The 23,880-nt window shown below is 48.5% G+C and carries 21 protein-coding genes; 9 read left to right on the plus strand and 12 right to left on the minus strand.

The window, feature by feature from the left end; all coding sequences use genetic code 11:
• Window positions 1-11: 11 nt before the first annotated feature.
• From cobO to SIB68_RS05520, 3 genes are all read left to right on the plus strand, one after another.
• Window positions 12-704 (plus strand): cob(I)yrinic acid a,c-diamide adenosyltransferase, encoded by a 693-nt coding sequence (gene cobO, locus SIB68_RS05510; RefSeq protein WP_063400181.1) that lies wholly within the window; start codon window positions 12-14, stop codon window positions 702-704.
• A gap of 675 nt (window positions 705-1,379) precedes the next feature.
• Entirely contained in the window at window positions 1,380-1,583 is a 204-nt protein-coding gene (locus SIB68_RS05515; RefSeq protein WP_063400180.1) for a CCRG-2 family RiPP, read from the plus strand.
• Between the two features lie 130 nt (window positions 1,584-1,713).
• A complete protein-coding gene (locus SIB68_RS05520; RefSeq protein WP_063400179.1) occupies window positions 1,714-2,004 on the plus strand; it encodes a bacteriocin in 291 nt (96 codons plus the stop codon).
• A gap of 22 nt (window positions 2,005-2,026) precedes the next feature.
• Here SIB68_RS05520 and SIB68_RS05525 read toward each other — a convergent pair whose 3' ends face one another.
• From SIB68_RS05525 to SIB68_RS05550, 6 genes are all read right to left on the minus strand, one after another.
• On the minus strand, window positions 2,027-2,329 hold the full coding sequence (locus tag SIB68_RS05525; protein ID WP_063400178.1) for a hypothetical protein: 303 nt from the start codon (window positions 2,327-2,329) through the stop codon (window positions 2,027-2,029).
• A 423-nt stretch (window positions 2,330-2,752) separates the two neighbouring features.
• Window positions 2,753-3,553, minus strand: coding sequence for a hypothetical protein (locus tag SIB68_RS05530; protein WP_155724931.1), 801 nt, complete (start codon window positions 3,551-3,553; stop codon window positions 2,753-2,755).
• 686 nt (window positions 3,554-4,239) lie between these two features.
• Window positions 4,240-4,893 (minus strand): hypothetical protein, encoded by a 654-nt coding sequence (locus tag SIB68_RS05535; RefSeq protein ID WP_063400176.1) that lies wholly within the window; start codon window positions 4,891-4,893, stop codon window positions 4,240-4,242.
• A gap of 961 nt (window positions 4,894-5,854) precedes the next feature.
• A complete protein-coding gene (locus SIB68_RS05540; protein ID WP_236068919.1) occupies window positions 5,855-6,916 on the minus strand; it encodes an inverse autotransporter beta domain-containing protein in 1,062 nt (353 codons plus the stop codon).
• 191 nt (window positions 6,917-7,107) lie between these two features.
• Window positions 7,108-7,836, minus strand: coding sequence for a hypothetical protein (locus SIB68_RS05545; RefSeq protein ID WP_063400174.1), 729 nt, complete (start codon window positions 7,834-7,836; stop codon window positions 7,108-7,110).
• 204 nt (window positions 7,837-8,040) lie between these two features.
• Entirely contained in the window at window positions 8,041-9,618 is a 1,578-nt protein-coding gene (locus tag SIB68_RS05550; protein WP_063400173.1) for a tyrosine-type recombinase/integrase, read from the minus strand.
• Window positions 9,619-9,943: 325 nt separating this feature from the next.
• Here SIB68_RS05550 and pyrH point away from each other — a divergent pair, with 325 nt between their 5' ends.
• From pyrH to SIB68_RS05565, 3 genes are read left to right on the plus strand one after another with little or no spacing between them, the layout of a single operon-like run.
• Window positions 9,944-10,657, plus strand: a complete 714-nt coding sequence (pyrH, locus tag SIB68_RS05555; RefSeq protein WP_063400172.1) for a UMP kinase — start codon at window positions 9,944-9,946, stop codon at window positions 10,655-10,657.
• Between the two features lie 50 nt (window positions 10,658-10,707).
• The gene (gene frr / locus SIB68_RS05560) at window positions 10,708-11,256 is read left to right on the plus strand and encodes a ribosome recycling factor (RefSeq protein ID WP_063400171.1); all 549 of its coding nucleotides are present in this window, start codon (window positions 10,708-10,710) and stop codon (window positions 11,254-11,256) included.
• On the plus strand, window positions 11,253-12,380 hold the full coding sequence (locus SIB68_RS05565) for an NAD(P)/FAD-dependent oxidoreductase (RefSeq protein WP_063400170.1): 1,128 nt from the start codon (window positions 11,253-11,255) through the stop codon (window positions 12,378-12,380). Before frr ends, SIB68_RS05565 begins: the two co-directional genes overlap by 4 nt.
• Before the next feature lie 169 nt (window positions 12,381-12,549).
• On the opposite strand, the gene SIB68_RS05570 is transcribed toward SIB68_RS05565, so the two are convergent.
• The 5 genes from SIB68_RS05570 to SIB68_RS05590 all read right to left on the minus strand — a co-directional run bounded on the left by SIB68_RS05570 (window position 12,550) and on the right by SIB68_RS05590 (window position 18,509).
• The gene (locus SIB68_RS05570) at window positions 12,550-13,215 is read right to left on the minus strand and encodes an SDR family oxidoreductase (protein ID WP_011130616.1); all 666 of its coding nucleotides are present in this window, start codon (window positions 13,213-13,215) and stop codon (window positions 12,550-12,552) included.
• Between the two features lie 268 nt (window positions 13,216-13,483).
• A complete protein-coding gene (locus SIB68_RS05575; protein ID WP_063400169.1) occupies window positions 13,484-14,656 on the minus strand; it encodes a transaldolase in 1,173 nt (390 codons plus the stop codon).
• A gap of 92 nt (window positions 14,657-14,748) precedes the next feature.
• The gene (locus SIB68_RS05580; RefSeq protein ID WP_063400168.1) at window positions 14,749-16,557 is read right to left on the minus strand and encodes a peptidoglycan D,D-transpeptidase FtsI family protein; all 1,809 of its coding nucleotides are present in this window, start codon (window positions 16,555-16,557) and stop codon (window positions 14,749-14,751) included.
• Window positions 16,557-17,024, minus strand: a complete 468-nt coding sequence (locus tag SIB68_RS05585) for a hypothetical protein (RefSeq protein WP_074160278.1) — start codon at window positions 17,022-17,024, stop codon at window positions 16,557-16,559. The genes SIB68_RS05580 and SIB68_RS05585 overlap by 1 nt, the downstream gene beginning before the upstream one ends.
• A gap of 93 nt (window positions 17,025-17,117) precedes the next feature.
• Window positions 17,118-18,509: a CPBP family intramembrane glutamic endopeptidase gene (locus SIB68_RS05590; RefSeq protein WP_328586780.1), complete on the minus strand. Its 1,392-nt coding sequence runs from the start codon at window positions 18,507-18,509 to the stop codon at window positions 17,118-17,120.
• Between the two features lie 151 nt (window positions 18,510-18,660).
• Between SIB68_RS05590 and SIB68_RS05595 the strand changes: the two genes are divergently transcribed.
• Window positions 18,661-19,992 carry a histidine phosphatase family protein gene (locus SIB68_RS05595; protein ID WP_063400315.1) on the plus strand — a complete coding sequence of 444 codons (1,332 nt, stop codon included), beginning with the start codon at window positions 18,661-18,663 and terminating at the stop codon, window positions 19,990-19,992.
• Window positions 19,993-19,996: 4 nt separating this feature from the next.
• Window positions 19,997-21,253, plus strand: a complete 1,257-nt coding sequence (locus SIB68_RS05600) for a dihydroorotase (RefSeq protein WP_063400314.1) — start codon at window positions 19,997-19,999, stop codon at window positions 21,251-21,253.
• Here the strand turns inward: SIB68_RS05600 and lepB are convergent.
• Window positions 21,243-21,947 carry a signal peptidase I gene (lepB, locus tag SIB68_RS05605; protein ID WP_063400167.1) on the minus strand — a complete coding sequence of 235 codons (705 nt, stop codon included), beginning with the start codon at window positions 21,945-21,947 and terminating at the stop codon, window positions 21,243-21,245. The genes SIB68_RS05600 and lepB overlap by 11 nt on opposite strands.
• A gap of 81 nt (window positions 21,948-22,028) precedes the next feature.
• Here lepB and SIB68_RS05610 point away from each other — a divergent pair, with 81 nt between their 5' ends.
• Window positions 22,029-23,555: a hypothetical protein gene (locus tag SIB68_RS05610; protein WP_063400166.1), complete on the plus strand. Its 1,527-nt coding sequence runs from the start codon at window positions 22,029-22,031 to the stop codon at window positions 23,553-23,555.
• Window positions 23,556-23,880: the final 325 nt, after the last annotated feature.

Raw genomic sequence — 23,880 nt, forward strand, 5'->3', positions numbered from 1 at the left:
CCAACACTTTGATGACCAACCCGCCAGCTCCGCATTCGCCCTCTTCAACCGAACTCGATCACAGCGCAGAAGTTCTCGGCATAGGCGGGCATTTAGCCCCCGAAACCGACGAACAGAGCTACCGCAAACGCATGCAGCGCCGACAAGACATTCAGCGCCAACGTGTAGGAGAACGAGACAAAGAGAAGGGCCTAATCCTTGTGTTCACAGGACATGGCAAAGGCAAAACCACCGCAGCGCTAGGGCTAGCCTTACGCACCCTTGGCCATGGCGAGCATGTTGCAGTCGTGCAATTCATTAAAGGGAGTTGGCAGCCAGGCGAAGCAAAAGCGTTAAAAGTTTTTGGTGACGCATTGAGCTGGCATGCGTTTGGAGAGGGCTTCACCTGGACAACCCAAGATCGGGAAAGAGATCAGCAATTGGTATCAAAAGCATGGCAACAGGCTCTGATTTACCTCCACAGCAACACCCACAAACTTGTAGTGCTTGATGAGGTCAATGTGGCGATGAAACTGGGATACCTCAAGGTAGAAGAAGTACTAGGGGGGATCACGGAAAGGCCACCCCTAACCCACGTAGCACTCACTGGCCGAGGCGCACCAAAAGAGCTCATTGAACGGGCAGATCTGGTCACAGAAATGACCTTGGTGCACCATCCCTTCAAGGAGCAAGGCGTCAAAGCACAAGCAGGCATTGAGTTTTGAAGCAAGCAATCATCTCACCTCTAAATGCACATCAAATAGCTGATCTGTAGCAACAAAAACCGACAGACCGTTCACCAGCAAAGCTCTGTGCACAATGAGCTCGCTCCAACAAGAAGGATCCTGAATCTCTCAGATCAATTGTGATGAATCTGTTCTCTGTATTGAGAATAGGGTTTGTAGAGATATTGTATTGTGTGGATGAATGGGTAGTTTTACTCAGTGAATTCATCGTTACAAAACGACCAGAACAGATCACGATTCACGCACGACCTGTTCTCAACAGCAGGTTGCAACTAAGAAAATGTGGTCTAAAGTTCGGTAATAGTTTAACGTGAAGTATTCCACGCCAGTTATAGCAGTCATTCTCAGGGAATATTGTATAGAAGGTGGAGAATATATTGTATAGACATCTTCAGGCATCTCATTCCCACAGTTTATACAACTTCTCAAGGGGGCCTATGGGGGTTAAATCGCTCCTTCTACATACGTTATATCGCTTCAGACAATTGTGTCATAAAACCTAAGCCCGATCTGAAATTATTTTTTCTGGTAATTTCTTCGGCAAGGTGTGACCAACATCACAACTAGCAATGATTCGGATCAATGACGTAGTAGAGAAATTTGGAGATGATGTGTTCATCCGAGGGATAAGTCCCTCACAACCAATCCAAGCCAATGACAAACAACGAACTTACGGTTGGAGAGCTACAGGCCATCAAAGGTGGTGGTGTATTTGCGAAGTTGGACGGCTTCAGAGCTGAGCGAATGGCTTTAAGGAGTGAGGCTCAAACAGGCGATAATAGTTTTGAATACCTTGGTGATATTGTCTTGGCTAATACTGTACGGGAACACGTGCGAAAGAACGCCGAGCCTTTTTAGTTCGATTTTAACAGGACAATCCCCAATAAACAATAGAAATACTAAATAAACTCAAGCTGGTTCATTTACTATTGCATTCATAGCAATTCCTCTGAGGTTAGCTATACTTAGCGAAGAGTATTTACACCTAATGACTGACCCAAAAGAAAACGAAGAACTCAACGAGGAGCTATCAACTGACGAGCTGAAAAGTGTTAGTGGTGGTGCCAAAATACACGGTAAGCAAAGGGACTTGCCTGGAGGTAGTAGTAGTTTCGTCTATAATGAGCCGAACCCTGGGGCTCCTCCTTTTGTTGCGCCTGATCCAAAAGGATCTGGTTCAGGGATGAACATAAAGGATTGGAAGAGAGCAAATAAGAGAAGCGCAATAGGTTCTGACCTTAGCGATCAGGTGATGGATCGCAACTTGGGTGCTACTTAGGGTTCAAAATAGAAAAAATATCCTAGCCAATCCTCACGTTATTTAACCAGTCCAACATCTCCTGCTTCTGCTTTTTAAGTTCAGATGGTGATGGCTTAACAGGTTTAGTTGGATTAGCTTTTGCATACGGAGCCTCCAGACGGTTGGCTCTTTTTTTATGTGTCTGCTTTACAGTCTGTTTAGGGATCTCTTTGATTGGTTTGTTAATCGTAAGTGGTTGCTGTGCTTTAAGTTCCTTTTGTTGTAGCTTTTCTATTTCAGGGATAAGTAGCTGTTGGACTTTGAGTTGCCTTCCCTTACTTGAGGTTACTTGTTTACGTGCCATTGGTAAATATATTGTGGGTAATGAGCCGAAGATGAATTGCACATCAAAAAGTAGATCAGTCCACCCTTCTGAACTATTTGCATCTATGCCGGCTCTATAAGCTAATTACGCTAAGTATTTAACTTAAGAACTTGTCGACGTATTATTGGAAACTGTATGGCACCAAGATAGGTGTTTGTTTTTAATACGTCTTTCTGATTAGCTTTTATTGTCATCTATCAGGTTGGACAGTGCTTAGAGAATCCATTCACTTAATACAACCTTAGCTAAATCCTCACGGTTGTTAGTCCTATGTTCATTCATAGATTTATAGGCTGTCTGTGACATTTCACCTTCAGTCCAGAATCTAATCTTAGTTGTATGTGGAACGTTGTCTCGTGTTAACTCAGTTTGCTTTTGCATTAATGTTTAGGTTGGATTGTGTTAAACGTAAGTTGGTCTTGGTGGTGATGGGATAGCAATGTGAGCAAGTGTCATTAGTGGATCTCTAACTACCTCCAGCTTAGCTTTGTGTTCTTGGTCTCCATAGATCTCATCAAGATTCATAGCTTGTACAATTGTTATCAGTTGATCTACAAGCTGTTCTTGTGTTGGTGGTAGTGATTCCTCAGCAGTGTTAGATGGTTCAGTTACTACTTCGACATCTACTGCAGAAGCTTGTGAAGTCTGCTCTTCTATCTGTGGTTTAGTTCTTAGACTAGACAGAGGTTTGAATTCATCTGTAAAGAAACCAGCTTGGTAACCACGTAGTGCAGATGCTGAAGGAATTTCACCATGCTTTGTGAAATATTCATCAACTTTAGATCTTAAGAGTGCTGTGTTGTCTCTACCTAGTATTGCTAAATGGGTCACAGAAGCTTGATCTAGGTATTGTGGTCTACTGTTAAACCAATCACCTTCATCGTACTCCTGATGGTAGAAGTTATACGCAGATACATTGTCTGAGATGACATCCTTAGACCATCCTTCAGACTTCATAGCGTTAGCTAATGTTCGATGCTCCGCTGATCGTTGTGGGAATTGCTTCTGATATTCCTTTATCTTTCCTATGATCATCATCCTTTCAAACTGAGCTTTACCCTTAGCTACAGCGTAAGCTTCTACGTTTGGCTTAATCTGATCTAGGAATGATTTGAATTCACTAGTTAATTCTTTGTCGTATATTTGTATAAGTGTCATTTGAAAAAATATTTCAGTCGAGTTTCGTATCGATACGAATCTCATTTATTCCATAGCCACATACTGGTAGCTCGTCCTGGTACATGGTGGTGATCTGTCTTTCCCCTGTATACAGTGGTGATGTGTCTTTACCCCTGTATACGTCAGTGATCGGTCTTCTCCTGTATACGTCAGTCATCTGTCTTTCACCTGTATACGTCAGTGATGTGACTTTGCCCTGTATACGTAAGTGATCGCTCTTTATCCCTGTATACGTGACTGATGTGTCTTTCTCCTCTATACAGTGGTGATGTTGATTTCTCCTGTATAGGGTGGTGATGTGTCTTTCTCCTGTATAGGGTGGTGGTCAAGCTTATCCATGTATAGGCGCGTTACCGCTCTATTCCCCTGTATAGGGGTGTCATGTGTCTTTCCCCTGTATACGGGAGTCATGTTGATTTCCCCTGTATAGGTGTGTCATTGGTTCTCCCTCTATACGGTGGTGATCGTTTCTCCCTGTATACATCAGTGGTTAGATCTCCTGTATAAATGTGTCATGTAGTTCTCCTGTATACGTAAGTGATGTCAACTCTGCCCTGAGAGGCCCTGAGAGCTGCGAAAGGGCACACTTATAATGAATCCCACCTGGATTGGTATTAAATGCGCTACAAGCGCTCCTGGATGCCTCTGGTGAGCATATACTGTTGCTATTCAGTAGTCTTTTCCTTCCAATCTGTTATTGGTGGGTTATATTAATCGACTGATTTAAGTCTGATACGTTCCTTATTGGCCATGTCGGGGTTAGCATCCGCCCATGCTTTTATTGAGGCATTTGAATCTAAGTATTTGGAATAGCTACAGTCGTAATCATGTAGAGCCCTATTACACTCTGGCGCCTTAGGAATAGACTTCTTATAAGTATACGTAGTTGGAATATTCTTCCTGTATTTTGATATTATCGTATCTCTAATCTTATCAGCAACCGCTGACTGATATCCTTCAGGCGTGAAACCAGGCTCTCCTGTTAAATAACAAAAATGACTTGCGAGATCATAACCAAACAATCCTTGCCTTAGGTGATACCAATTATAAACTATATGATTTCCATATTTACCATCAGCTATTTCATGTCTAGCCTTCATTGAATCACAACTAATTCTAATTTTCCCTTGCCATGTTTGCCTAACGTTAACAGTATCTTCTCCAGGCTGGCCAGCTCTAGAAACGTAAAAGCGCAACCGCTTCCCTTTCATCTCTATGTCTTCAGTATCTATACCCCACGCATTATTCCATTGCATCCACTTTTGCTTGGAAGACGGAACACCAGCTATGCTAATTGGTATATACGATAAACCAATAACTAAGGGCGTAAGAATGATTCCGAATACCTTTAACTGTCTATTCATATACCAAATAATAAGGCATTCAGATTATACTTCTATTCTCTATGTTTATCCAATAACTTAATCATAATGCAACTTTAAACGATTTGCTGGACTTGTCTTGCACTTTCTACACTTAGCGATTTAAGGATGATTGAATATGCTTATATGTATCTTATATGGAATATAAAGAGCAGGGCTTACATCTAGAGAATGCCTGCTCATTGATTGTTAGTTTGTTAATGCTCCAGTAAGTAGCAGAGTGATAAGACCTCCAAGTATTCCTGCTGGTAGTAGTTCCTCTCGTGCTTGCTTGAGTTGATTCTGGGAAGATAGATATGCTTCGTAGATCTCGTTCTTAAGGTGTTTCTTGGTGATGACGGGAGCCTCTTGATCAAGGTCTGCAAAAAGAGACGAGACATTGGGTAGGTTCATCGTAGGTGGTTGGTGTATCAACGTCCCGAATCAGCAAGAGACAACGTGATAGATAAATGAATGATCCATATCAATAGGTATTTCACACTCATTAAGTATTACGTTATCACTTGCTTCAGCTAGGTATCTTCCTCTACTCAGCAGATCAGCCCTGTTAGAACCGGATCTTGTAGCAAATTCTGTGTCCCAAGCCGTCGGGACGACAGCAGTATAGCAGACAAAAGGGTAGTTTTAATCATTTTGCTAGGTATCGATGGTTGTTTAAAGCCAATAGTGAGGTGGTTGAAGAAATAAAAAGACCCTGCATAAGTAGGAGCTTTGCCTCTGTAACCTCATTTTTTGTAAGAATCTCAGCAAATCTCTAAGGTACACATCTAGGTGGTTGACAATAACTAAATTAAAACCCCAATCACGCGATCTTGTGAAGCTGGTCACACCTGCTAGGAAGATTCAAAAAATAAATGCGAGAAGCTATATACCATATGGAGAATGACGTATTGCCCCAATTGCGACTGTTCCATGCAAAGCTATTGGTTAGAAGCGTGATTTGTTAGGGAGAACTACTTGTGTTTTGAGACCACCAGGGCAATTTGGTCTCACATTTCGCATTCCATAGCTTCCAGTTTTTGCACACACAGTCTTGCACCCATCCCGTCCCAGCCCATATCGCAGTTGTTGTACAGTCGTGCACCCTCACATCCCGATTGGCTGGTGTTGCAGATAACGCTTGAATTGCAGGCATTACTGCGGGTTCTTTCTTGCTTGGTGCTCCATAGCCATTGCTTCCAAAGCGATATTTAATGTCTGCTGTAAAGCGTGTATCAAAAGCCTCGTCATATGAGAGGTTTGCACCAAGTGTTAAACCATTGCTGATGTTGTAGGCAAGCCTTCCTTTAACACCAGACCCATCAGCATCATCGAGATCACCTTGCTGGTAGTAATAACCAACAGAAGCATTGAGATCAGGTGTGATGCTGTAGCCAACATCCAAGCCGTAGGTATCAAGAGCACCACCTTTGTAATGGCTGTTCAGCTTGTGTTCGACATCACCAATAGGAACCAGTGCATAGGCATTGAAGTTCCATGTATCAGAGACTGCTTCTAACCCTGCAGCAACCTGAGAGAAGAAGACATCACGCTTGTCAAAAACATTGACGCTGGTATCAGCATCACCTGTATTTATCGGCCGGCTGTCATAGCCAGCATTGATGCCATACATCCAAGAGCGATCACCATTGAGCCAGCGATACCCCAAACGGGTTGATGTACTGATGGTGGTGCCAGCGACATCGGTATTAACGATGCTGCTTTCACCATCACGATCACCAAAATTGGCATTGGCTAGAGCATCGATAAACCAAACGCTGTTCTCACCAACAGCAATCGGCAGAAAGGCACCAATACCAGCTTGGTTCGGTGTGCCTGCTCCTTGCAGCGCACCTTGAAAGCCCCAGTTGAACTGAACAGCGTCTTTGAGGTTGATCTCCATCACCCCGAGATCTGCGGCACTGCCTTCTTTCTCTTGAGCAACAACAGGCTGAATGGGAGAACTAGCTAGAGCAAGAGCAGCAGCACTTGCTACGGATAAAGAAAGACGAAGCGAACGCTGCATTGGAGTCGAGTGAGGACTGCGGAGTTTATCTATAAAATTAATAATAGCCTGAATTTCAAGAAAGCAGTAAATACACTTTATTCCTAAATCTTGTAAGTCATGTGAATTCTTAAATAGCATTAAGTTGCTTGGATGCGAATATTGCTCAATAACAATCCACATTTGAGAAATAATTTGACGATTTGCATTCTCTATACAGACTCTCTTGCTCTAGCCAGTTCCTCTTCAAGCGCTTCAGTCTTGGCCTTCCATGTCGCCTTCACTTTGGCAAGTTCGCCTTGAAGCTCTGCATTTGAATTTTCAAGTCTAGATATTTTGGACATTGAACTATTTAATTTAGTCTCTAGCCCTTCAACAATTCCCTGGTAGTGCTTGACCGCCTCCTCTTTAGTGGCGCCTTCGCTCAGTGTTTTGATAGCCTTCTTTGATTCCTTAAGAGCTTTCTTCGGCCTTGACTCCCTAAGTATCTTTTTAACCTCTGCTTCGCTGATCCCTGCGCCTTCTACTTCAACAATCTTTTGAGTGAGCTTCTGCTGTATGCCTTTGTCATTCACGCGAGCAATTGTGCCAAGTGTTCTAGCGGAAATATTGGTCAAGAACCTGTCAGGCACTTGATGCTCTGACAACCACTTATTGGCAGCAACCAGGTCTTGGGCAACACTCTTCGAGAAGTGGAGGTCGCCAGAGTCCAGTAAGGCGGTCCAGTTACCCTTGCTCTTAGCGTTGACCTGGATATCGCAAAGGACTTGGGCGCACGCCCTTACTGAGTTCCCGGCAGTATCCCAGGCTTCATTCGCGATAACGACCCTTGCCTTCAGCAAGCCTCGCTCGTCTTGACTTAGACCCTTTACGGCGTTCTCGTTGAGCACAACTCCTGATACGTCAACGTCGCTTAGCCTTTGAATAGCGGAGGTGGTCAACTTGCTGGCCCATGTCTATTGAAAAGGATACCTTCTTGTTGCGAGCCCGCAAGAACTAATACACTTGAACCAGCACCACTCCTTTGGCGTGAGTGTGCCTACTTGCTTGGATGCCTGTCGTAATTAAGTAGTGACTTCAATGTTTGGATCTCCTTCAATGGGTATATCAGAACGGCTCGTTCACCTTTGATTATGCTTTTACATTTACTGTTCTTCATCAGTAAATGTTTGGCTTCTGTTAATGGTAGTTCTATTTTTGCCTGTAGCTCGTTGATACGTATTTGAATCATCTATTTTCCAGTGTTCAGGTAGTTTGATCTTTCGTTGTAGTTTATTGGTGTTAATTTGCGAATCTTTAGTGGTTACTTCTTCAATATCATCCTCAATGTAACTGCCACTATCTGCTTTCCTGCGACCTTTAACACCGAATTGAAAGTCTGTGACCTGCTTAACCTTTGAACCCATATCTAGCTTTGCATAATACTTCTCACAAATAGCCACAGTGTGACCAGCCAACTTAGCAGTTGTGTATATATCTTTGCCTTGAAGTATCAAATTACATATGTAGGTGCTCCTGAGACTGTAAACCGTGTATGGACGGTCACTAAAGACATATGGCTTCAACTTATCACCACATATATCCATCAACTTTCTCCAGTAAGCACTGAATCGTGAGTAACTCATAGGCCTCATATGATTTCCGGGACTCCCAAATATGTACGACTTCTCAGAAATCTCCAGCCAAGGATAATGCTCTTCAATGTGTTGTTGTTGCTCACGCTTCCAATGCCTTAGCTGACTATCAACCCCATTAGTTGGAACAGTTCGTTGCTTACCAGTCTTTGTTTTCTTTACGTTTATTACCGCCACCCACTTATCTTTTGTTGTCTTCTCTGTTTTTGACCAGCGTCCGACGTTCTCCCTTGTAATATCACACCACCTTAACTGAGTTAACTCTACATTACTACGTAGACCACTATTCTTAGCTATCAACACCCATCTGTAAAACATTTTACCCATATAATCTGATCGAATATTTTTCATTGCTCCTTCACGCTTTCTTAGCTCAGATAACCCTTTAAGAATTACGTTCCAATTACCCTTTTCAATCAGTGGTGGATTGGCATCCAATTCAGATTCATTCATCTTAATTACAGGCATCAGCCTGTCCATATCAACTTCACTTCTAATCAGTTGATTACGGTGGCAGTAGTTCCTGATGAAGTCCTTAAATAAAATCAGTTCAACTCTTCGTGTTGATTTAGAGGCCTCTCTCCATACTGGGTAATTATTGAAGGAAGTGTTAGATATTTGAATAGTTTGTGTTACGCCTTCGGATTTTAAGTAAGGTATTAAGTGATTGCGTAGAGCATTCTGTTTATTCTCATAGGTTTTCATACTCAGCAAGCCTGACTCAACCTTCTTCAAAGTCTCAGTTAAATAGTCTTCAACACAATTGCTAACTTCTCTGGACTTCTGTCGTTGCTTCTTTATCAAGCTGTTCCACCTGCTGAAGTCACTTTCAGGGTTAATATCTTTACCACTCCTGACTAATTCAACTCCAGTTTCAATTGCTTTAATCTCTTCCCGCAGCTCAGAATAAGCTTCAATACAATTATCTACTGCTGAATCTAGAGTATAAGCATTCTTAATCAGTTTGTATCTGTATGTATTGGTTCCCTTAACCATCTCTCTGTAGTAGAACTTCTCTTCATCAGTTACATACGAGAAGACCACACCCTTACCACCCAAGACCTTTACTTTTTCTTTAATCTTCGGCATCGGTCCACTTCTGAACTCTCCGCTCAGTTTAAGCCATTATTGTATAGACATTGTATACACTTCCATGACAGAGTGTAAAGTTTCAGTTATACCAATGGATTTTACTTAAATAATTCGCTCCAACAAGAAGGATCCTGTCTGATGCCTTCAAGCGCTCAACAGCTCAGACGGGCCATCACATTGCTGCGACAAAGCACGTTCTCTCGCATCGATCAGGAATGATGACTTCATCCAAGCGAATCTGAGAATCGACAACCCTTCAGACCATCCAGCTCAAGGACGATTCGGAGAAGGCTTGCTACTCTCTTCGGGATCTGGACGATGAATGGCCTACGCGCGAGTCCTTCTAAAACTCAGCGGCGAAGCGCTGATGGGCGATCAGAGTTATGGCATCGATCCAGCAATTGTTCAATCCATCGCAGAGGATGTAGCCAAAGTGGTGGCCAAGGGCACCCAATTGGCGATCGTGGTGGGCGGTGGCAACATTTTTCGAGGCCTAAAGGGTTCTGCCGCGGGCATGGATCGGGCCACAGCCGACTACGTCGGCATGTTGGCCACAGTGATGAATGCCATCACATTGCAGGACGGCTTAGAGCGAGCGGGGGTACCAACCCGAGTACAAACTGCAATCGAAATGCAAGAGGTGGCGGAGCCTTACATCCGTCGGCGAGCCATTCGTCATCTAGAGAAAGGCCGAGTGGTTGTGTTTGGTGGAGGCTGCGGTAATCCATTCTTCACAACTGACACCACGGCCTCACTTCGGGCTGCGGAAATCAACGCTGATGTGGTGTTCAAAGCCACGAAGGTGGATGGGGTTTATGACCGTGATCCCAAACGCTTCCCTGATGCAAAACGATACGAATCACTCACCTTCCAGCAAGTGCTAAGCGGCGAGCTGGCTGTGATGGACAGCACTGCCATTGCCCTATGCAAAGACAACAATATCCCGATCGTTGTATTTGACCTCTTTGAACCTGGCAACATCGGAAAAGCAGTGGCTGGCGAAGCAATCGGCTCCCGTATCAGCAATGCAACCTAAACAGGCCATCCCAACTCATCCCTTCACCCAGCCTTCGCCTCTCTGAAGCCATGTCGAACCAGGAACTCAAAGACAACATGCACAAATCAGTGGAGGCCACACAGCGCAACTTCGCCACCATCCGTACTGGACGCGCCAACCCGTCACTACTTGATCGAATCAACGTTGAGTATTACGGCACCGAAACACCCCTGAAATCTCTAGCAACAATATCCACCCCTGATTCACAGACGATTGCCATACAGCCCTTTGACAATGGATCAATGGGCCTGATTGAAAAAGCCATTGCCACTAGTGATTTGGGCTTGACACCAAACAATGACGGCAAAATCATTCGCATCAATGTGCCGCCGCTAACTGAAGAGCGCCGCAAAGAGTTCTGCAAACTGGCAGCAAAATATGCAGAAGAAGGCAAAGTAGCCCTGCGCAACATCCGTCGCGATGCAATTGATAAAGTGAAAAAGCTAGAAAAAGATGCTGAGCTCTCTAAAGATCAGAGCCATGATGAACAGGATGGGATACAAAAACTCACCGACACATTCATCACTGAAATCGAAAAATACCTCGCCGAAAAAGAAGCCGACATTCTCAAGGTTTGAGCACTCGCGATGTGCTGGTCATCGGAGCAGGCGCCGCTGGATCTGCGGCAGCTTTCCATCTGGCTGCAGCCGGCCAAAGCGTCACAGTGCTCGAACAGAATGCACACCAAACGATCAAACCCTGTGGCGGAGGCATGGCAGCTGCGGTGCAGGAGTGGTTTCCATTTGATTTGCAATCGGTCGTTGATGAAGTCATTGAAAGGGTTGAGTTCAGCTGGCAGCTCAGTGATCCCGTCGTGGCCGACCTGCAAGATTCCGCCCCGTTTTGGATTGTGCGGCGAGAAAAGCTTGATGCCCTCCTAACAAACCAGGCGATTGATGCAGGCGCCGAACTGCTCCGGCCCTTTACGGTCAAAAGCTTGCAAAGACAAAAAGAACGATGGCAAGTCACAGCCGATGACGGCAGACAACTTGAAGCAAGAGCGGTCGTACTGGCGAATGGCTCCCAGTCCGCTTGGCCTGCAGCCTTGGGATTGGGACCAAAAAACCTGCATCACGCGAGCACCATGTCTGTGCGCCTGGAGGGTCGAGGCAACCTCAAAACTGGTTCAGCCCGATTTGAATTTGGGCTGGTTCATCATGGTTTTGCCTGGGCTTTCCCCTTGGCAGGAGGCGTGAATGTAGGCGTAGGTACGTTCATCGGCCGCAATGCCGCCGATAGTGATGCCGTCTTGGAACAACTGCTACCGAACCTGGGATTTGACCCGCAAGCAGGCAAACGACAAGAAGCATCTTTACGGGTATGGAACGGCCATCAAGCACTGCATGGCGATGGTGTCATCGCCGTGGGAGATGCGGCATCACTATGCGATCCGTTCCTGGCAGAAGGTCTGCGCCCAGCGTTGATGAGTGGATGTGAAGCAGCCCGCTGCCTGAATCATTGGTTGAACGGTGATACCAACAACCTGGCTGATTACAGCCAAACCATGCGACAACGGTGGGGAGACTCCATGGCCTGGGGCAAGAGGATTGCTCAGGTGTTTTATCGATTCCCCAAGGTGGGATATCAGCTTGGGATCAAAAGGCCAACAGCTCCACAACGGATTGCTCAGATCCTTTCTGGAGAGATGGGATATGGCGACATTGCCCAGCGTGTGATTAAACGGTTGCTCTTGCAACGTTAATTGCCTAAAATAATAAAGATTAGCCGAACGAAGTTCGATAACTGGCATTCAAGCATTTCTAATGCAAAATAAATTTCAGAGTGAGCAGTGAAGTGCTCTCAAGTGATTACGAATAACGCAAAATTATAGACCAAAAGCAACGTCAATCACTTCTTCAACAAACCAATTGTTACCAAGGGAGAATCTCCCCATTGGCATGCCAAAAAGTACCTGAGTTTTCCAAATTGAGATTGTCAATACGGGCCAACAAGCCATCAACCGATTCTTCTGGAGTAATGCCTTGATCAGTGAATCCTGTCATGCGGGTTCGCACAAGCCCTGGATGAAGAAGCGCCACGGCAATGCCTTGAGATTTAAGGTCGATAGCTAATGACTTTCCTGCCATACACAAAGCCACCTTCGACATCCTGTAGCCATAAGAACCGCCGGAACTGTTGTCATCGATCGAGCCCATTCGGCTAGTCATCAAAATGACTTTTGCGCCAGGAAGTAGATGATCCATAAGAGCATGTGTGACACGTAATGGCCCAATGGCGTTGACCTCGAACTGACGACGAAGGCTCTCGGGATCAAAATCTTTCAAAGTCGTGCTTTCCAAAATGCCGGCATTGTGGATCAGCACATCGATCGGCAAGCTGCGAAGCCGTTGCTTCAAGCGCGCAATCGATCCATCTGAAGTGATCTCGACTCCGGCCTCAATACGCACGCCTAAGCCTTCCAATTGCTGCGAAGGCTTACGGCATGCAGCCACAACCACGTCACCACGAGCATGAAGCTGACGACAATATTCATAGCCAATGCCGCGATTCGTTCCTGTGATCAGATAGGTCGCCAAGAGCAGAGAAAGCAGAAGCCTATTTAGAAAATAACTTTATAGCGAGAGATCATCTTTGCACGCATGCCAGTTGAATTGGCAGGATTGCCAACCCTGATCTCTCTCATGCTCTGATCAAACGATACCGACCTTGGGATTCAGAGCATTAGTCCTTTCTAGATGGCAGAAAAAACTCTCCAGCTTCAACTCAGGCAAAGTAGAGTATTTTTCAACATTATAAGGAATGATGATAAATACTCATCACCTTATTAACTTATTAAGCAAGACTTCAAGCTGTTGTTAGTGACAAAGCAGCACCCAGCCCAGAACGAACATCTTCCTGAAGAAGTCGGCCATCATGGTCATGATCTAAGGCATCAAATACCGCATCACTACCGAGCCATTCTTCTCTAGTAATACAACCATCACCATCGAGATCATTGAGCATGAAAATCTCCTGAACAATATGGCAGAAGGCCGCTCCTCCCTCCAAAACAGCTAATCGATGCGCCAACTGAGCCTCAAGAGTTTCAATCGCCTTGCTAAAGCCGCGAATCCCTTCATCCAACTTCTCAAAAGCCATGCGATCAGCCCTCATCATTGACTCAAAACTCTCCTTATCGACATGGATCTGAGACTCTGCAGCAACAGGATTGACTGCATCCAACTTACGCATCAGCGGAGCCTCTGTACCACCCAGCTGATCCAAAAGCTTCGGTGAGATGGTCAACAAATCACATCCAGCCAATTCAATGATTTCGTCAAGATTGCGGAAACTCGCACCCATGATCTCAGTCTTATAATTATAGGTTTTGAAATAATTAAAGATCTTGGTCACCGAGATCACACCAGGATCTTCTGGGCCTGCATAAGAATCCCGACCAGTAGAAGCTTTGTACCAATCAAGGATTCGCCCAACAAAAGGAGAGATCAAAGTGACTCCTGCTTCTGCACAAGCGACAGCCTGAGGAAAGCCAAATAGCAGAGTTAAGTTGCAATGAATTCCATCCTTCTCCAAAACCTCAGCCGCTTTTATACCCTCCCAAGTAGAAGCTATCTTGATCAAAACGCGATCATTAGTAATGCCAGCGTCATTATATAGGCCAATTAGTTTGTGAGCCTTAGCGATTGTGGCTTCAGTATTGAAACTGAGGCGAGCATCCACTTCAGTGGAAACACGGCCAGGAACAATCTTGAGAATTTCCTTTCCAAAGATTACACAAATCTCATCGAGAGCCTCATGGACCACCTCCTCCACAGCTGCAGAGTTGCCCAATAACTGACGGGAGGAGTGAAGAGCCTCATCGATCAAACTCTGATAAGCAGGAATCTGAGCCGCCGCAAGGATCAATGAAGGGTTGGTCGTGGTATCCCTGGGGGTGAACTTTCTAATCGCGTCCAAATCACCGGTATCCGCCACGACCACGGTCATGGTGGAAAGCTGCTCAAGGAGTGTGGCCATGAAGCAGAACGTCTCGCAAGATCTTTAAGCTAGCGGCGTTTTTTTTACTGACAGCCCAGGTTCAGAACTCACCATCGAAGCTTTGCCAAGACTTAGCCTTTGGCCGGCTGAGAATGGGTCTGCTCAGTGCTAGGTGGGATTTTTTCTAGCACCAGCAAAGCATCAATGATCTGCTTCGCCACAGGCACCGCCACCGTGGACCCATAAGCATTGCCCCCCTGGGGTTCATCCACCACGACCACAACCACATAGCGAGGATTGTCAACCGGCAGATGGGCAACAAAGCTGCAAATCTTTGCTCCTGACAAATAGACCCCATTCAGTGCTTTCTGAGCAGTGCCGGTCTTGCCACCGATGCGATAACCAGGCGTTTTCGCCCCTTTCCCACTTCCTTTCTCTACAACCGATTCCATCCAGTCCCGCACAATCCTGGTGACATCTGGGCGCAGTAGTTGATGTCCAGTTGTTGCGGCGGCGCGTGGAGCCAACGCTTCTCCCGACCGCAATCCCCTGGTGATGTGGGGACTCACCAGGCGGCCACCATTGGCAATCAAGGCATGCAACTGAGCCAGCTTCAGTGGCGTGAGCGACAATCCCTGTCCAAATGCGGCCGTGGCCGGCTCAATTGGCTGAGCCACGAACTGCTCCTTCGTCTTTAACTGACCTGCAATAGCCCCCGGCAGATCGGTATCGGGCTTGACATCAAGTCCTAGCCGTCGCAACCAATCCCAGTACAGCGTGGGTTTGAGCTGACGCATGATCTTCACCATGCCGACGTTGCTAGAAACTTGCAGCACCGTGGCGTAGTCGATCACCCCATGGCTCTTGCGATCATGATTGGAGATTGGCCATCCACCGATCTTCAGTGATCCGTTGTCGTTCACCATTCCCCCCGGCTGAATCACACCTTCCTGAAGAGCAAGGGCAAGGTTGATCGGCTTGAAGGTAGAACCAGGTTCATAAAGATCCTGAACGGACCACTCGCGAAAGCGAGAGGGCGAATATTTCCAATACTGGTTCGGGTCATATGTGGGTGTGGACGCCAGCGCCAGCAACTCTCCATTGGTGACATCAATCACGATGGCCACTCCCTTCTTGGCCTTCCACTCTTTGACCTGGGCCACAAGTGCCTGCCCCGCCAGCTCCTGCAAACGAGCATCCAAAGTGAGCTGCAGGCTTAGATGATCGCCATAAAACACTCCCGGAGCCAGGTCGTCAGGAAGGGGGGTGCCATCCGCTCCTCGGCGCAGGCTACGAACCTGTTCATGACGCAACAAATCCTCGTGACGACTTTGCTCCAATCCCGCCTGTGGGACGCGATCCAAATTAAGAAAGCCCACCACGTTGGCAAACAGAGAGCCCTGCGGATAGAGCCGCTGTGGATAAGCCTCAAGATCTAAACCACTGATACCAAGGTTGCGGATTTCATTGACGATGTCCTGATCCAATCCTTCAGCAAGCTTCACACCAGAAGGACGGTCACCAAATCGCTGCACCAATTCGGCAACAGGAATCGCCAACACCCCGGAGAGCTTGCGAGCAACATCCAGTGGCTTACGAATCAAACCGGGATCATCCCCGGGGAAATTAAAATAACGAGGATGAGCCCAAAGCCGAAAGCGTTCCTCATCGAGAGCTACCAACCTTCCATTGCGGTCCACAATTGAACGCCGTGTCCCTATCGGTTGGGTTCGCTGGGTCTGCAAAGCCCTTGCACGGGATTCAAGTTCCGGTGATTGCAGAACCTGCAGCCAAGCCATCCGGCCCACAAGTCCAATCAGCCCAAAGCAGAGGATGGAAAACACCCATTTCATCCGATGAGCAGGAACTGATTCCAATGCAATCACGCCCTGGGCACGCCTCCTGGAACTTCGTGAGCGGCGAGCCTTGGAGGCAGGCATCAGTAGCCGTGATTAATGGGTTGGACCATCAATTGGCTAAGCAGTTCCGACTCTCCAGAAACAACAACACCAGACGGATCAGCAGAGCGTTCGAGGTAAAGAAGGTTGGCAACCTTTGTGGGAACCATCGACTGAGGCAACCTGGTTTCAACCAACAAGTGACGCTCAATCATCGCGGTTGACTCCGTAAGACGATGAGCCAATGAGCGAGTGATCTCCAGCCTGTTGAAAGCAATGGTCCAACGATGCTGCCAATGCAGCGTGAGAGCGGACATCAATGCCGCAGCAACCAAAACACCGATCAATGCACCATCAGTAGCGCGATGCAGTCCTGCCAGAACTGGCGACTGACGAGCCACCTTCCTTGAAGACAAGGATCCCTGGATCAGCTCAAGTGTGCGGACAGATCGTGCCCGCGAAACATCACGGTTAGCCGTTACCGAACGATGTTGTAGTGCGGCAACCACCTAATAAGCCACTGCAATAAATCAGTGAACCACCCTCAATAGGCCTCCGCAAGGCTAAGTCGCTGACAATCACATTCTGATTGAAGAGTTTAGTTATCCGCCAAGCAGCAAAAGATTGATGAAAGTAACCCCATTCCAGAGAGCATGCATCAACACGCAAGGCAAAAGACGACCTGAACTAAGCCTTAATAGACCGAGTCCCAAGCCCAACACAAACAGCGGAGGTAATTCACCAACACTCAGGTGAGCCACACCAAACACCAACGCGCTGGTTACCACACCCCATACCGGACCAAAAGATTTCGCCAATACAGGCAGAAGCGCACCACGAAAAACCAACTCCTCAAAGAGAGGCGCCAGAATCACAGCGGTGGTGGCTAGCAACATCAAGGCCAATGGATCCTTGCTGCGCAGTACCAGTTCCAATAAGGGGTTACTTCCTCCTTGATCCCCCAACAGCAATCCCATCAGCCATCCAGTCAGTAGAACCAAAGGCATCACCATCAACCAGCCTCGACCTGCCTTCAGCAACGCTGAACCCCAAGGCTGCAGACGCCACTGCAACCATCCATCAACGGGCCGATCAGTTGCCTGCAGACTGCGCAGCTGCTGACGCAGAATCAACAATGGCGGTAGTGCCAAAGCGCCGTAGCCAATCACCACTGTCAACGCTTTGCTCAAGGGGCTGTCCATCCCCCTAGTTATCAAGGCACTCAGCGGAGCCACGAAAGCGGGAGCCATCACCTCACCCAAGACCACAAATCCACAGGCAATCAGGAGCACCATGTCCGTTAAGGAAAGTGGTAAGGCCTGAAGCGGTGGCCAGGGAGCAACGGACTTGCGCAACAACATCCACAGATGACGCAACAAAAGCGCAGTACCGGCAAGTAGAGCCGCCGCAGGTAACACCACGCTCAAGACCAGCCGCAAAGCCATGCTCGATGCGACACGGGGATTCACGCAGTCATCGCGATCCCCGCCAAGAGCAAAGCAACCAACCTGCTGAAGCAAAGGGTCCCCGCTTAATGAGCCAAGCGCCTCACGATCAGCAAGTGACAAGCCCCCTTCTTGCGTACTAGCCAGTAGCGCCTGCTCTAGAGGAATCAGTAACGGTGACTGCACTGAAGCAGCCAGGAGCTCACGACGTTCTGCCCTTGAAGATTGGAGTCCGGCGAGCAACAGCCTCTGGCGGTCATTCATCTGACTGAGAGGGATCTCACCGAGAGCTTCTTGCAAAGCCAATGTTGGATCCTCACCCACCAGCAGAGGCCTAATGGCTGCAGGGACGGCCTGATCAGCAAGCAAAGCCATCTCCTGTTGCTGCATGGAGATGGTTGGGGTCACTGACGGCCTGCTGAAGCTGTCTTGCAACCCCACAAACCAAATCAAAACCGCGAACATCAGTGATACAAAAGCCAGTCCGACTTTCCAAAGCGGCTCACGGGTGTATCGCCTGATCAGGCTGAACAGGGGATCAAAGCTCAACGACCAGGCATCAATTGAAGCTGATTCTCGCTGGCCGCAGCACAGCGCGCTGACAGCTGTTCAACACTCCCTCAAGGGCATCGCCGAAGACCATCCCATCCGGCGCTGGCAGGGGGCCCCATACGATGGCCGCGTCAAAACATCTTTGCCGGTGCCCCTGCGTCTTCTCCTCGTCCGTCATGGTCTGAGCAGCTTCAACCGCGAGCGACGGATTCAGGGTCGCAGCGATCTTTCCACGCTCACCTCGAAAGGCCAAGAACAGGCTCGTCAAACTGGACAAGCCCTGAAAGAAATCCAAATCAATGCTGTTTATAGCTCCCCCCTGAAGCGGGCCGCATCCACAACAACAAACCTACTAGCAAGCAAAGGCAGTGATCTCAGGCCTTGCTTCGATGATGGGCTACTGGAAATCGACCTGGCTCCATGGAGTGGTCTCTGCAGCGATGAGGTAAAGATCACGTTCCCAGATGCCTATCGCACCTGGAAGCAACAACCACAGGAATTGGTTCTCAAGCGAGAAGACGGCAATCCCTATAAACCCATTAGCGAGCTGATGGAACAGGCTCGTGAATTCCTACGGAAACTCATTGAACGTCACCCACTGGAGGGTGACGAAACAGTTCTGGTTGTTTCGCACAATTGCATCCTGCGCTGCTTAATCCTTGTTCTCCTTGGTGAGCCAGACCAAGGCTTGCGACGACTGCGCCTCGATAACGCCTCACTCTCGGTGTTCAACCTGATACCCCTCTCAGAGAAATCCCATCAAGCACAAATCGAATGTCTAAACAGCACCGTTCACTTGCATCAGCAACTACCCAGCAAAGGGAAGGGTCCGAGACTGATCCTTGTGCGCCATGGTGAAACCGACTGGAACCAACAAGGCCGGTTCCAAGGCCAAATCGACATCCCGCTGAATACAAATGGCTTCGCGCAAGCCGCCGCCGCCGGAGCCTTCCTAAGCGATGTGTTGATCGATCAGGCCTACAGCAGTTCGATGACCCGACCAAGACAAACGGCGGAAGCCATCCTCAAGCACCATCCAGATGTCCAACTCGAAGTCACCCAGGGGCTGGTGGAAATCGGCCATGGCCTTTGGGAAGGGAAGCTGGAATCAGACATTGAAGACGGCTGGCCTGAACTGCTAGATGCCTGGAAACAAGCTCCGCAGACGGTGCAGATGCCCGAGGGCGAAACCATCCAGGATGTATGGAAGCGTTCCGTGGCCTGCTGGAACAAGATCGCCAACAGCCTGGCTCCAGAAGCAACAGCGCTCGTGGTGGCTCATGACGCTGTCAACAAAACGATTCTCTGCCATCTACTCGGAATGACCCCGGCTGATATCTGGGCAGTCAAACAAGGGAATGGAGGTGTCACGGTGGTCGACATCGCTACAGATCCCGGCCAACCTGCAGTGGTGACCTCTCTCAACCTCACCTCTCACCTTGGTGGTGTGCTCGATCGCACAGCTGCTGGGGCGCTCTAACGTGATGCCCGAGGCACAACTTCTAGACCCCATAAGGATCCTGCACGGGTCGGATCAACCTGTCGTTGAAGATGCTGTGCTGATCAGAGACAGCCATCTGATCGCCTTTGGAGCGAAGGCACGTAAACAGGCTCAACAGCTCGGGCTGCCCCCCAAATCAGCTAGCCAACAACTGCTCGCCCCCTGTCTTGTAGACCCCCATTCCATCCTTGAAGATCCAATCAGTGGTTATTGCGAAACCCTTGCAAGCCTGAGACATGCTGCTGCTGCTGCCGGTTATGGCCAACTAGCTCTGCTACCCCGCAGTTCCTCCTGGCGTGATCGCCCCGAAAGATTGCAGGGATTTTTAAATCCAAATAGCGATGTGGACATTCACTTATGGGGCAGCTTTAGCAGAGATGGTGCCGGCAGCGAACTATCCCCCCATGCGGATTTACTGCAACACGGTGCCGTAGGACTGGCAAACGACGATTTAATCCTGCCAATCGCTCTCCTACAACGGGGGCTGGTGCTAGGCGAAATGGGATCAGCCCCAGTGTTAATCGCCCCCAGAGATGAAAAAATTCAAGGTGGCGGGATGGTGCGCGAAGGCGTTGAAACACTACGAGCGGGCTGGGCACCTGACCCCTTCGCCAGCGAAACCCTCCCCCTGGGACAACTTCTCGAACTTCATCGGCAGCACCCTGAACGTTCCCTAAGACTGATGAACCTGGCCACTGCCCCTGGAGTCGCCATCTTGGGGTCCTGTCCCTCCCGGCCTCTGGCCAGCGTGTGCTGGTGGCATCTGGTGACTGACCAAAGCAAACTTGATCCCACAGAGCTTGGATGGAGGGTCATCCCATCTCTTGGTAGTCCTCGGGATCGAGCAGCCTTGATCAAGGCCCTTGCCAATGGCACCCTCACGGCCGTGGCTGTCCATGCCATACCCCTTGATGAGGAAGATACCCAACTGCCTCCAAATCAGCTTGAGCCTGGCCTAGCAGGCCATCAACTCGTGCTGCCTGCGCTTTGGCAAGAGCTTGTGGTCAAAGCTGGTTGGTCTGTAGAGCAGCTTTGGCATGCTCTGAGTTTTGGACCGTCAAAAATGCTCAACCTGCCGGAGGAACGCTTGACCATTGGCAGCCGGCGCTGGCTCATGTTCGACCCTGATCAGCTCTGGACTCAAGATCGGCATAGTGATCATGCACCCAAAGCAGCTAATCAACCCTGGCAGGGCTGCCAACTGCAAGGCAGTGTCGTGGCATGTGGACTCAGGGAATGAGTGAGCCGAAACGATCAAAAGGCCAAAAACGCCATAAAGCACGCCCAAGGATTTCTTTCTCAGGCAGAAATCCCCAAATTCTTCCATCAGTGCTATTGCTTCGGTTATCTCCCAGCACCAAGACATGATCGATGGGAACTGTCGCGATCAGGGAATTGCAAGGTCCCATTCCCCTCTCGTTCACAGGGCAATACTGGGTTACATAGGGCTCCTTCAGCCTCTGTCCATTCACGCTCACTTCTCCCTTGGGATTGATCGAAACCTGGTCTCCACCCACGGCGACAACACGCTTAATCCAAGCATCACAGCTGGGATTGGTTAGTCCCATCCAGTTCACAAAAGGAAGGTTCACCACAAAGCAAGGAAGGGACCTCTGACCACTCTTCAAATTCAACGCAGCATTAAAGGAATAGGGCGTGTTAAACACCACGATCTCCCCACGACGTGGAGATCGACTGCGAAGGCTGACTTTCTCAACCAGCAACCGATCCTGGACTTGCAGCCCTGGGATCATCGATTCAGAGGGAATGTATCTCGCCTCAGCGACGTAATGACGAATGCCGAAATACAGGCCCAAAGTGAAGAAGACTGGTCCCCAGAAATCCCAAAATGGATGAGGTTTAGAGGTTGATGCTCCCCGGGGAGCAGACGCCTTATCGTTTGTGGGATGGTCCTGCTGCTGCGCGTCAGACAACTCAGCCCTGTTATGAATTCGATGCTTAACGATAAGGCCAGCCTGTCCGGCCCCTTAGCGTGATCAAAGCAACCTCAGCCCATGGTGCGTCCCCGCTGGCAAGGGTTGAGACCCTCCCCCTCGCGTAAGTTCTGGCAGCGCTGGGATCAGGTTTTGGCGCTAATCGCTGCCACCAACTTGAGTTGGATCCTCTTCGACGTTACCTACATTCCGCTACGCAATTTCTGGTTACACCGCAATCTCTATCTCCTGCCCTCGACATCGTTGATGGTGCCGTTGCCATGGTTGCCGAACGTGACGCCTTTCTATGACATTGTCAAAGGCATCAAACCGCATAGAGATACCCAGCTTTATATCAAACATTTCAGCCAACTCGATCAAACTGCAGCAAGGCAAGGAATCAATAGCCCTGCTTCACAACAACTACGCCTTAATCAAGTCGAACTCACGACTCAACTGATCGATGAGAATCCGTTCGTCAGCTCTGGCAACGTCGGCACCCTTGAAAAACTAAAAAGCCTACTGCGTGCAAGGGCTGGGATGGATTCCTCCAAGCAGGCAGCCGCCCATCTCTTGGGAAACAAATACCTCAACAACCTCGATTGGCAGCAAGAAAGACTGTTCTGGACCGAGAAGATTCTTCCCCTGATCGCCACCAACTATTGGCGATCGATCAACGAAAACGGGCAGCCTGTTGACGATGCCTGGCGCCTCGACACTCCCTTCCAACTTCTCTTTCTCCTCGACATCCTGCTAAGGGCTATGCGCCTGAAGCGTCGCTTCCCCGGCATTAGCTGGCGAGAGGCCCTGCTGCGACGCTGGATCGACCTGCCTCTACTCCTCCCATTCTGGAGACTCTTGCGGTTAGTGCCCGTTACCGAGCGCCTATCCAGCGCTGGGCTCATTCAGCTGGAACCTTTGCGCGCTGTCATCAGCAGGGGCGTCGTAGCCCTATTAGCCCTGGAGCTGTTTGAAGTTCTCACCTTACGCATCGTGGATGCGATGCAAGAAATCATTCGCTCACCACATCTGCCGCAACGAATCCGCAGTCTTTGTAGTCATCAATCAGTGGAAAAGAACGAAGAACGTGAACTAGCCGAATTGCTTCGGCTCTGGCTACCGCTAATCCTCAGTGAGGTAGGGCCAAGCATGCGCCCCCAACTTTTGGCACTCTTTAGTCACGCCTTGCAGCGCAGTATGGATGGCGTGATCGTGCCCGCTCCTCTCAAAGGGCTTGCCGTCATTGAAAAGGCCGAATCGGAACTAAGCCGGCAACTCGCAGCCGGAATGATCGATACATTTCTGCAGCTCTCTCGCAATGCCGGCGACCAACTTGGCCGCAAGGATATGGTGCTAGAGCAACTAGGAGTCGATACGATTGATCGCTTCTGGGAAGAGCTCGCTCGCACCCTCGAGCAGGGACCCGTTCTCGAACGCAGTCAAGAACTAATGGTGGCCTTCCTTGAAGAGTTCAAGCGCTCCAGCTTCCGCCAGCTCAGAGAACAAGGTGGGGTTAATGAATTGATCAGTGAGCTCGATGGTCTTAACTTCAGCGAGGCGAAAATGACAAGCCAAAAGCAAGAATCTAGCAATAAAATAACACTATAAGATGTCATGCAAGCTACCATTAGAAAACATTTAAAGGCAACGAGGGCCTGGAATACGCAAGCAATAGAATACAAAATAGCGAAAAGATAAACAACGACAAAGATTACAATTACCTCCGCATTTAATACTGCATCGCAACCCCTTAACGACTTTAATCTCTTGACCATCTAGGCTTGATCCGGATCCACTTAATTGAACTTCTTTGAAAAAACTTGCTGCTTTATCTAGAAAATATCCAACACAAACCATCTCCTTCCACCAGTATGAATAGACAACAAAGCCTATCCTTTACAGGCTGCCATCAACTTGCAGACAAAGTAGATAA

The organism is Prochlorococcus sp. MIT 1323 (assembly GCF_047304905.1).
Classification (GTDB): Bacteria; Cyanobacteriota; Cyanobacteriia; order PCC-6307; family Cyanobiaceae; genus Prochlorococcus; species Prochlorococcus marinus_D.